At 69.1% G+C, this 9,434-nt stretch carries 11 protein-coding genes; 4 read left to right on the top strand and 7 right to left on the bottom strand.

The features are described from left to right. Positions 1-151: 151 nt before the first annotated feature. Positions 152-1,186: an aspartate-semialdehyde dehydrogenase gene (locus tag F1193_RS01275; RefSeq protein ID WP_150095858.1), complete on the bottom strand. Its 1,035-nt coding sequence runs from the start codon at positions 1,184-1,186 to the stop codon at positions 152-154. 264 nt (positions 1,187-1,450) lie between these two features. After that, on the bottom strand, positions 1,451-1,666 hold the full coding sequence (locus tag F1193_RS01280) for a hypothetical protein (RefSeq protein WP_150095859.1): 216 nt from the start codon (positions 1,664-1,666) through the stop codon (positions 1,451-1,453). 182 nt (positions 1,667-1,848) lie between these two features. Between F1193_RS01280 and F1193_RS01285 the strand changes: the two genes are divergently transcribed. Further along, entirely contained in the window at positions 1,849-2,151 is a 303-nt protein-coding gene (locus F1193_RS01285) for a hypothetical protein (RefSeq protein ID WP_150095860.1), read from the top strand. A gap of 215 nt (positions 2,152-2,366) precedes the next feature. Here F1193_RS01285 and leuB read toward each other — a convergent pair whose 3' ends face one another. The 4 genes from leuB to F1193_RS01305 all read right to left on the bottom strand — a co-directional run bounded on the left by leuB (position 2,367) and on the right by F1193_RS01305 (position 6,300). Further along, entirely contained in the window at positions 2,367-3,479 is a 1,113-nt protein-coding gene (gene leuB / locus F1193_RS01290) for a 3-isopropylmalate dehydrogenase (RefSeq protein WP_150095861.1), read from the bottom strand. 294 nt (positions 3,480-3,773) lie between these two features. After that, positions 3,774-5,021, bottom strand: a complete 1,248-nt coding sequence (locus F1193_RS01295; RefSeq protein ID WP_150095862.1) for a lytic murein transglycosylase — start codon at positions 5,019-5,021, stop codon at positions 3,774-3,776. Positions 5,022-5,103: 82 nt separating this feature from the next. Beyond that, a complete protein-coding gene (locus F1193_RS01300) occupies positions 5,104-5,586 on the bottom strand; it encodes a cyclic nucleotide-binding domain-containing protein (RefSeq protein ID WP_150095863.1) in 483 nt (160 codons plus the stop codon). A 15-nt stretch (positions 5,587-5,601) separates the two neighbouring features. Further along, the gene (locus F1193_RS01305) at positions 5,602-6,300 is read right to left on the bottom strand and encodes a response regulator transcription factor (RefSeq protein ID WP_150095864.1); all 699 of its coding nucleotides are present in this window, start codon (positions 6,298-6,300) and stop codon (positions 5,602-5,604) included. Between the two features lie 168 nt (positions 6,301-6,468). Between F1193_RS01305 and F1193_RS01310 the strand changes: the two genes are divergently transcribed. Genes F1193_RS01310 through F1193_RS01320 form a run of 3 tightly spaced genes read left to right on the top strand, consistent with a single transcriptional unit; the run spans position 6,469 to position 8,973 of the window. Further along, positions 6,469-7,002: a L,D-transpeptidase family protein gene (locus F1193_RS01310; RefSeq protein WP_150095865.1), complete on the top strand. Its 534-nt coding sequence runs from the start codon at positions 6,469-6,471 to the stop codon at positions 7,000-7,002. Beyond that, on the top strand, positions 6,999-7,685 hold the full coding sequence (locus tag F1193_RS01315; protein WP_170263249.1) for a phosphatase PAP2 family protein: 687 nt from the start codon (positions 6,999-7,001) through the stop codon (positions 7,683-7,685). The genes F1193_RS01310 and F1193_RS01315 overlap by 4 nt, the downstream gene beginning before the upstream one ends. Before the next feature lie 55 nt (positions 7,686-7,740). Next, complete coding sequence (locus tag F1193_RS01320; protein ID WP_150095867.1) at positions 7,741-8,973, top strand: argininosuccinate synthase; 1,233 nt, start codon at positions 7,741-7,743, stop codon at positions 8,971-8,973. A 177-nt stretch (positions 8,974-9,150) separates the two neighbouring features. Here F1193_RS01320 and F1193_RS01325 read toward each other — a convergent pair whose 3' ends face one another. Then, on the bottom strand, positions 9,151-9,372 hold the full coding sequence (locus F1193_RS01325; RefSeq protein ID WP_150095868.1) for a DUF1674 domain-containing protein: 222 nt from the start codon (positions 9,370-9,372) through the stop codon (positions 9,151-9,153). Positions 9,373-9,434: the final 62 nt, after the last annotated feature.

Here is a 9,434-nt window from a genome sequence, read left to right on the forward strand (position 1 = left end):
ACGAAGGGGCGCCCGAGGGCGCCCCTTCGCGTATCAAGCATCGTGAATATCAAGCTCTGTTGGGCGCAATAGCGGCACCGTATTGCGCCGGTGGCAACGGGCATGGGGCGCAATACGCTTCAAGATTGCGCCCTAGGAAGCCCAAAGACTTTCACGCCGCCTTTTTCTTCGGCTGGATCAGCTTGCGGTTGATCAGCAGCTCGGCGATCTGGATGGTGTTCAGCGCCGCGCCCTTGCGCAGATTGTCCGACACGCACCAGAAGTTCAGGCCGTTGTCGATGGTGCTGTCCTCGCGGATGCGGCTGATATAGGTGGCATCCTCGCCGGTGGCCTCGACCGGGGTGATGTAGCCGCCGGGCTCGTGCTTATCGATCACCAGACAGCCCGGGGCGCGCGCCAGGATCGCCCGCGCCTCGTCCGCCGTCACGGGCTTCTCGAACTCGACGTTCACGGCCTCCGAGTGGGAGACGAACACCGGCACGCGCACGCAGGTGGCCGTGAGCTTGATCTTGGGGTCGAGGATCTTCTTGGTCTCGGCCACCATCTTCCACTCTTCCTTGGTCGAGCCGTCCTCCATGAAGACGTCGATCTGGGGAATGAGGTTGAAGGCGATGCGCTTGGGGAACTTCTTGGTCTCCATCTCCTGCGCGGTGAACACCGCGCGGGTCTGGCTGAACAATTCGTCCATCGCGTCCTTGCCGGCGCCCGAGACCGACTGATAGGTCGCGACCACCACCCGCTTGATGGTGAAGGCGTCGTGCAGCGGCTTCAACGCCACCACGAGCTGCGCGGTCGAGCAGTTGGGGTTGGCGATGATGTTCTTCTTGGTGAAGCCCACCACCGCGTCGGCGTTGACCTCCGGCACGATCAGCGGCACGTCGGGGTCGGTGCGCCAGGTCGAGGAATTGTCGATCACCACGCACCCCTGCGCGCCGATCCGCGGCGACCACTCCTTCGACACCGCGCCGCCGGCCGACATCAGGCACAGGTCGGTCGTCGAAAAGTCGAAGTTCTCCAGCGCCTTCACCTTCAGCGTCTTGTCGCCGTAGGAGACCTCCACGCCCATGCTGCGGCGCGAGGCGAGCGGGATCACCTCATCGGCGGGAAAGCCCCGCTCGGCGAGGATCGACAGCATTTCGCGGCCCACATTGCCTGTGGCCCCGACAACGGCGACCGAGTAACCCATCCTTGACTCTCCGGCGAACATCCCGGACCGCGGACAATCGGCGGCAACCTGGGAGTCCGGGTCGACTCCAAGTCCATTCCGGGAGCCTCGGCTTCTATTGCACAAGCGGCGCGGACACAACACGCACGCCGCGCGCACGCCGTGATCCGGTTGCTGGGTGATCCCTGCGGGATCGCAGCAGGGATCCTGCCTCAAACCCGGGATCGAAGGCGGGATTTTCGGCGACCGGACGGCGGTTTGCGGCCCTGCCGGGCGGACTTCGCCTCACACCGCCCGGCCGCGCAGCCGCCGCTTGGCCTGGGCTCGGGCCACGAAGGTGGCAAACGGCACCAGCAGTCCGCGCTCCCCGCCCAGCGTCGGCGGCGGCGCGTGCACGCTGCGCGCCTTCCGCGCCGCCGCCCGCCGGTCGAGCCAGATCACCTGTCCGCGCTCGGGCGGATCCGCAAACAGGGCGTCGAACCACTTTCCGGGCTGATACATGCACGCGTTCCTTAAGTATTTACCGCTAACGCGATAGAGTAGGCGTGGTTCCGCGGGCGGCTCGCCGCAGGTCGTTGCGGCGATGCAACTGTGGGGCCGGAACGGCGTTGTCCTGAGCAATCCGCCCTGGCGGCGGCACGCGAAGGTCATTAGTGTGTGATCAAACCGGGATCGAGGGTGCCATGCGGCTCGCCAGTCTTCTTGTTTCCACCGTCGTGCTCGGCATCGCCGCGACGACACTTCTGCCGAGCGCGGCCGACGCCCAGAGCCGGCGGGCGCCGTCGCGGATCACCGTGACGAAGGACCAGTCCTATCTCTATCCGGGCACGGCCGTTTCGGCGCGCACGGCGGCCGACTATGCGACCGACCTGCGCTTCCGCCCCGGTGTGCCGATGTCGTGGAACACCGGCCCCGGCGGCGACGGCGGCCAGTTCAACCTGCCGCAACCGTTCGAATTGGGCGGCATCCGGCCGCTACCGTTCTGAGCCTTCTTCCCCTTTCCCTCTCCCCTTGCGGGAGAGGGTGGTGAGACCGAGCACAGCGAGGTCGAACCGGGTGAGGGGTTGCTTCAAGCCGGCTCGATATCATCCCTCATCCGCCTCGCGATCTGAAGATCGCTCGGCACCCTCTCCCGCAAGGGGAGAGGGTGAGGGTCTTCCTCGGCCGAGGCCCGTTTCAAGTTCAACAGCCAGAAACCCGCTCACCCCGCCAGCGCGTCGAGCGCGGACAGGACGGCGTCGCCCATCGCCTTGGTGCCGACCGTCGCCTGGCCCGGCGCGGCGATGTCGGCGGTGCGCAGGCCGCTTGCCAGCACATTGGCGGTGGCCTGGTCGAGCAGGTCGGCGGCGTCGGTGAGATTGAACGAATAGCGCAGCGCCATGCCGAACGAGCCGATCATGGCCAGCGGGTTGGCGAGGCCCTTGCCGGCGATGTCGGGCGCCGAGCCGTGCACCGGCTCGTAGAGCGCCTTGCGCTTGCCGGTCGCCGGATTGGCCTCGCCGAGCGAGGCGGAGGGCAGCATGCCGAGCGAGCCGGTCAGCATCGCCGCGATGTCCGACAGCATGTCGCCGAACAGATTGTCGCAGACGATGACGTCGAACTGCTTGGGCCGGCGCACGAGCTGCATGCCGCAGGCGTCGGCGAGCTGGTGCTCCAGCTCCACGTCCGGGTATTCGCGCGTGTGGACGGCGGTGACCACCTCGTTCCACAACAGGCCCGACTTCATGACGTTGCGTTTCTCGGTCGAGGTCACCTTGTTGCGGCGCTTCCGGGCGAGGTCGAAGGCGACGCGGGCGATGCGCTCGATCTCGTAGGTGTCGTAGACCTGCGTGTCGATGGCGCGCTTCTGACCGTTGCCGAGGTCGGTGATGGTCTTGGGCTCGCCGAAATAGACGCCGCCGGTGAGCTCGCGCACGATCATGATGTCGAGGCCCTCGACCAGATCGCGCTTCAGCGAGGAGGACTCGGCCAAGGCCGGATAGCAGATCGCCGGGCGCAGATTGGCGAACAGGCCGAGATCCTTGCGCAGGCGCAGCAGGCCGGCCTCGGGGCGCACCTCATAGGGCACGCCGTCCCACTTCGGCCCGCCGACCGCGCCGAACAGCACGGCATCGGCGGCATGGGCCAGATCCATGGTCGAATCGGTGATGGCGACGCCGTCGGCCTCATAGGAGGAGCCGCCGACCAGCCGCTCGTCATAGTCGAAGGTGGCGATGCCGCGCGTCTCGAACCAGGCGAGCAGGCGTTTCACCTCCGCCATCACCTCGGGGCCGATCCCGTCGCCGGGCAGAAGCAGGAGCTTGAACGAAGGCATGACGCATCTCGCAGGGCTGTCAGCGGGTGTGTTGGCGTCATCCCGGCCGCAGCGAGGACATCTGGTCCGAGCGGAGAGCCGGGATCGTCAGCAGGTCATTTGTCTGCATGCGGTCCCGGCTCTCGACTCCGCCTCGGCCGGGACGACGAGAATGAGACGATTCCTCTAGAAGCTCGCGGGGCGGGCCGCAAGTATCAGCGCGGGCTGCACGTCACCCAGCGCTGCGGCGGCCATTTAGATTTTGTTGGAGCATGATGTTATCGCAAAACCGGTTCCCACTTTTGCGCATCATGCTCAGCGCCCGCGGCGGAGCGCCTCCAGCACGTCGGCGGTGGCGCGGCCGGTGACCGGCAGGCCGTTCTTATGCTGCACGGTGCGGATGGCGGCCACCGTCTGGCGGCCGATGACGCCGTCGGCGACGCCGCCGATATCGAAGCCCGCCCGCATCAGCAGCGTCTGCAGCTCGCGCCGGCCGGCGCGGTCGAGCGGGCGCTCGCTCGTCGGCCAGGGGGTGAGGATGGGGCCGCCGCCGCGCAGCCGGTCGGCGAGGTGGCCGATCGACATGGCGTACACGATGGTGGGATTGTACCGGTAGAACGCCTCGAAATTGCGGGTGACCAGGAAGGCCGGCCCACGCCGCCCGGCCGGCAGGATGATGGCCGACGGGGCAGCGGCCGGCAGGCCGCCGCCGGCCAGCGCCCGGCCGTCGACCCGCCGCACGCCGGCCGCCGCCCAGGCCGAGACCGGCTTGCGGGTCAGCCGCCCGGTCTGTCCCTCGGAGATGCTGTCGGGCAGCTCGACCTCGACGCCCCAGGGCAGGCCGGCGCGCCAGCCGTTCAGCCGTACGAAATTGGCGATCGACGCCAGCACGTCCGGCACCGAGCGGGCGACGTCGCGCTTGCCGTCGTTATAGCCGTCCACCGCGACGCGGAAGAACACGGTCGGCATCAGCTGCGGCCCGCCGAACGCGCCGGCCCACGAGCCGTAAAGCGCCTCATACGGGATCTCGTTGGTGGCGGCGACCTTGAGCGCCGCGATCAGCTCGGTGCGGAAATAGTCGCGACGCCGGGGCGCGGTGCAGGCCAGCGTCGCCAGCGAGCGCACGATGTGGCGCAGCCCCACGGTCTTGCCGTAGTCGCTCTCGATGCCCCACACCGCGACGATGGTGGTGGCCTCGACGCCGTATTTCGCCTCCAGCCGCGACAGCAGCGCGGCGTGCTCCTTCAGCAGCCGCTTGCCGTCGGCGATCTTCTCGTCATCGACCAGGGCGGCGACATAGTCCCACGCCGGGGTGCGGAACTCCGGCTGGTTCTGCAGGAAGCCGACGACGGAGGCGTCGGTCAGCAGGCCGCGGAAGGCGCGCTCCAGCACCGCGTCGGGCACGCCCTTGGCGCGCGCCTCGGCCTTGACGCCCTCGATGCAGGCGGCGGGCAGCGGCGGGCCGTCGACCGGGCCGACCGCGCGGGCGGGCGTCGAGCCGAGGAGGGTCGTGCCGAGGAGGGCGGCGACGGCGAGCGAGGCGATGGGCGCGATTCGAACCATGCCCGCCAGTGTAGCGGACTGCCGGCGCTCTGCCGATCCTGGCGTGTGATGGAACGTCCGGTTGGACCGAATGAAAACCAGATCACGCCGGCCGCGGCTGCCCGGTCGCGTCGAGGCTCTCCAGCTGCTGGCGCACCCGGGCGAGGTCGGCCACGGTGTCGGCCATGCGCTGGGCCAGCAGCGCCTGCAGCCGGCCGGCGGCGACCGGAAACCCTTCCAGCGTGCGCAGGAAGGTGTTGCGCGGGATGCGCAGCAGCGTGGTGCTCTCGCGGGCGGTGGCAGTGGCGGGGCGGCGCACTTCGGTGATCAGCGCGGTCTCGCCGAGGAGCGCGCCGGGGCCGGCCTGCACCTCCGCCTGGCCGGACTTCAGCGCATGCTTCAGGCCGATGCTGCCGTTAACCACCACATAGGCACAGTCGGCCTCGTCGCCCTCGCGGAACAGCGTCTCGCCGGCCTTGAGGCGTTTCGTCTCGGCGCCGATCGCCAGAATGCGCAGCGTGTCGCGCCCCAGGACCTGCAGCACGGCCACCCGTTCCAGCAGCGCGACGTCGTCATCGAGAGCCATCGGCCAGCCGAACCGTCATGGAATGAGCTTGTACCCGCCGCCCTCGGTCACCAGGAGCTGCGCATTGCCCGGATCCGTCTCGATCTTCTGGCGCAGCCGGTAGATGTGGGTTTCGAGTGTGTGGGTGGTGACGCCGGAATTGTAGCCCCAGACCTCCGACAGCAGCACGTCCCGCGCCACCGGCTTCAGGTCGGCCCGGTAGAGATAGCGCAGGATTGCCGTCTCCTTCTCGGTCAGCCGGATCTTGGAGCCCTTGGCATTGACCAGCAGCTTCTGGCTCGGCCGGAAGCTGTAGGGGCCGACGGTGAACACCGCGTCCTCGCTGGCGTCGTGCTGGCGCAGCTGGGCGCGGATGCGCGCCAGCAGCACCGCGAAGCGGAACGGCTTCACCACATAGTCGTTGGCGCCCGCCTCCAGGCCGAGAATGGTGTCCGAATCCGCGTCGTGGCCGGTGAGCATGATGACCGGCGACTTGAACCCGGCCTGGCGCAGCTCCCGCACCGCCTCGCGGCCGTCCATGTCCGGCAGGCCGACATCCATGATCACCAAATCGATGTGGCCGGCCTTGGCGGCCTCGATGCCGGCCCGGGCGGTCTCGGTGGCGATGGTCTCGAATTCCTTGTGCAGGTCGAGCTGTTCGACCAGCGCCGTGCGCAGATCCTCGTCGTCGTCAACCACGAGGATCTTGCGCGAGCCCGATATGGTCGTACTCATGGTGCGGCTCTTCTTGCGTTGTGCGGCTCTTCTTGCGTTTCTTCCCGTCGGTCGCGCCGGCGTCCATGATCGGCCGCGACCTCGACCTGTGTGTCGCGGACGATAAGCTGCCGGAGCCGGAGCGCAAGCGGAACCGCGCTGAGGGACGATGTTCAGGCCTGGATAATCATGATCATGACGAGCCTGAGCCGCATCCGGGTGGTCCGGCGCCCCGGCTGCGGCACCAAGGGGCTGCTGTTCGCCGGCGGCCGCGCCATCCGCTGCGCACTCGGCCGCACCGGCATCCGCGCCCTCAAGCGCGAGGGCGACGGGGCGACGCCGGCCGGCCGGTTCCCGTTCGGCCGGGCATGGTGGCGGGCCGACCGCGGCCCACAGCCTGGAGGTAACTTGCGACGACGGCGCATCCGCCGCGACGACGGCTGGTGCGACCAGCCGGGTGCTGCCGCCTACAACCGGCCGGTCCGCCTGCCCTGCCGCGCGAGCCACGAGGAGATGTGGCGGGCGGACGGGCTCTACGACCTCGTGGTCGAGATCGGCTGGAACATGTCGCCCCGCCGCGGCCGGCGCGGCAGCGCCATCTTCCTGCACGCCGCCCGCCCCGGGTTCGAGCCGACCGCCGGCTGCGTCGCGCTGGCCCCGGCCGAGCTGCGCCGGCTGGTCGCCCGGCTCGGGCCGCGGACCCGGCTCGTCGTTTGCCCGTGACCGCCCGCGCCCGCCTGACGCTGCTGTTTGCGGTCCTCGGGGTCGTCGCCGTGCTCGGGGTATGGCCGGGGCTCGATCTCGCCGTCTCGGCGGCGGCGTTCGATCCCGCCGCGGGCCGCTTTCCCGCCGCCGCCGACCCGGCGCTGAAGGGGTTGCGCGAGGTCTTTCGCATCCTGCCGCATCTGATCTTCTGGCCGGCGCTGGTCGCACTGATCGTGGCGGCGCTGCGCCCGTCGCTGCGCCTGCCGCGCCGGGCGCTGATCTTTCTGGTCGCGACCTTCGCGCTCGGCCCCGGCCTGATCGTCAATGGCGTGGTCAAGACCGCCTGGGACCGGCCGCGGCCGCGCGACGTCGCGACCTTCGGCGGGGCGGCGCCGTTCCAGCCCTGGTGGCAGCCGGGGACGGGCTGGTTCGCCAACCGTTCGTTCGTCTCGGGGGAGGCTGCGTCCTCGGCCTGGATGCTGGCGCCGGCGGCGCTCACGCCGCCGCCGTGGCGGGCGCTCGCGCTGGCCGGTGCCGCAAGCTATGCCGCCGCCACCGCGGTCTTGCGGGTGGTGTTCGGCGCCCACTTCCTGTCCGACGTGCTGCTCGGCGCGCTGGTGTCGCTCACGGTCGTCTGGGCCGGCTGGCGCTGGTACCGCCGGGCCGCGGCGGGCGCGCTTGGCAGCGCGGAAGGGCGCTGATACACCGCGCGCGATATTTGGGGGCAAAACGCCCATTCCTCCGGAGTGCATCGAGATGCCGAAAGGCGACGTGAAGAAGGTGGTGCTCGCCTATTCGGGCGGGCTCGACACCTCGATCATCCTGAAATGGCTGCAGACCACCTACGCTTGCGAGGTGGTGACCTTCACCGCCGACTTGGGCCAGGGCGAGGAGCTGGAGCCGGCCCGGAGCAAGGCGCTGCTGCTCGGCATCAAGCCGGACAACATCTTCATCGAGGACCTGCGCGAGGAGTTCGTGCGGGACTACGTGTTCCCGATGTTCCGCGCCAACGCCCAGTACGAGGGGCTCTACCTGCTCGGCACCTCGATCGCCCGGCCGCTGATCGCCAAGCGCCAGATCGAGATCGCCCGCCAGGTCGGCGCCGACGCGGTGTGCCACGGCGCCACCGGCAAGGGCAACGATCAGGTCCGCTTCGAGCTGACCTATTACGCGCTCGAGCCCAACATCAAGATCATCGCGCCGTGGCGCGAGTGGGACCTCACCTCGCGCACCAAGCTGATCGAGTTCGCCGAACAGCACCAGATCCCGATCGCCAAGGACAAGCGCGGCGAGGCGCCGTTCTCGGTCGATGCCAACCTGCTACACACCTCGTCCGAGGGCAAGGTGCTGGAGGATCCGGCGCTCGAGGTGCCCGACTACGTCTTCTCGCGCACGCTGAGCCCCGAGCAGGCGCCCGATACCCCGACCTACGTCACCATCGGCTTCGAGAAGGGCGATGCGGTCTTGATCGATGGCGTTGCGCTGTCGCCGGCGGCGCTGCTCACCAAGCTCAACGAGCTCGGCCGCGCCAACGGCATCGGCCGGCTCGATCTGGTCGAGAACCGCTTCGTCGGCATGAAGAGCCGCGGCATGTACGAGACGCCGGGCGGTACCATCCTGTTGCTCGCCCATCGCGGCATCGAGAGCATCACGCTGGACCGCGGCGCCGCCCACCTCAAGGATGAGCTGATGCCGCGCTATGCCGAGCTGATCTACAACGGCTTCTGGTATTCGCCCGAGCGCGAGATGCTGCAGGCCTTGATCGACAAGAGCCAGGAGATGGTCACCGGCTGGGTGCGCCTGAAGCTCTACAAGGGCGGCGTCCACATCGTCGGCCGCGACAGCCCGTATTCGCTCTACGACCAGGATCTGGTGACGTTCGAGGAAGGGGCGGTCGCCTACGACCACCGCGACGCCGCCGGCTTCATCCGCCTCAACGCCCTGCGCCTGCGGACGTACGGGGCGAGGAAGCGGAAGCTGGGGAACTGAGGCCAGTCATTCCGGTCTCGTCGCCCCGGCCAAGCGGCGCAGCCGCGCGAGCCGGGGCCGTGACCCGAATGGGATCCCTTTCCTGCAGACGGTCCCGGGTCTCGCTCCGCTCGCCCGGGACGACAGGAAACCGACGCTCAAAGAGCCGGGCAGCGCCTGGCTCTTTTGCTGTGGCGCTCAAAAATCCGCCGCGATCCCCTTGATCTCCCAGTCGCCGTAGCGGACGGGTTCGAGCCCGCCGCGGCCGTGGTGCTCGGGCGGCAGTCTGGCGGCGGCGTCGATGGCGGCGCGGCGCGCGGCGGCTTCCGCCAAGGCGCGCTGGGCGGCCGGCGGCAATTCGCGTTTCGAGTCCAATTGCTTGGCCTCGGCTTGCGGTGCGTTGACTGGCGTTTCGGTCATGCCCGCACCATGGCGCGGCTTCACCCGCCGGGCAAGACCGGCGGCGAACCGCCTGGGTGCCT

The sequence above is a fragment of the Blastochloris sulfoviridis genome, from assembly GCF_008630065.1.
In the GTDB taxonomy this organism is placed as follows: domain Bacteria; phylum Pseudomonadota; class Alphaproteobacteria; order Rhizobiales; family Xanthobacteraceae; genus Blastochloris; species Blastochloris sulfoviridis.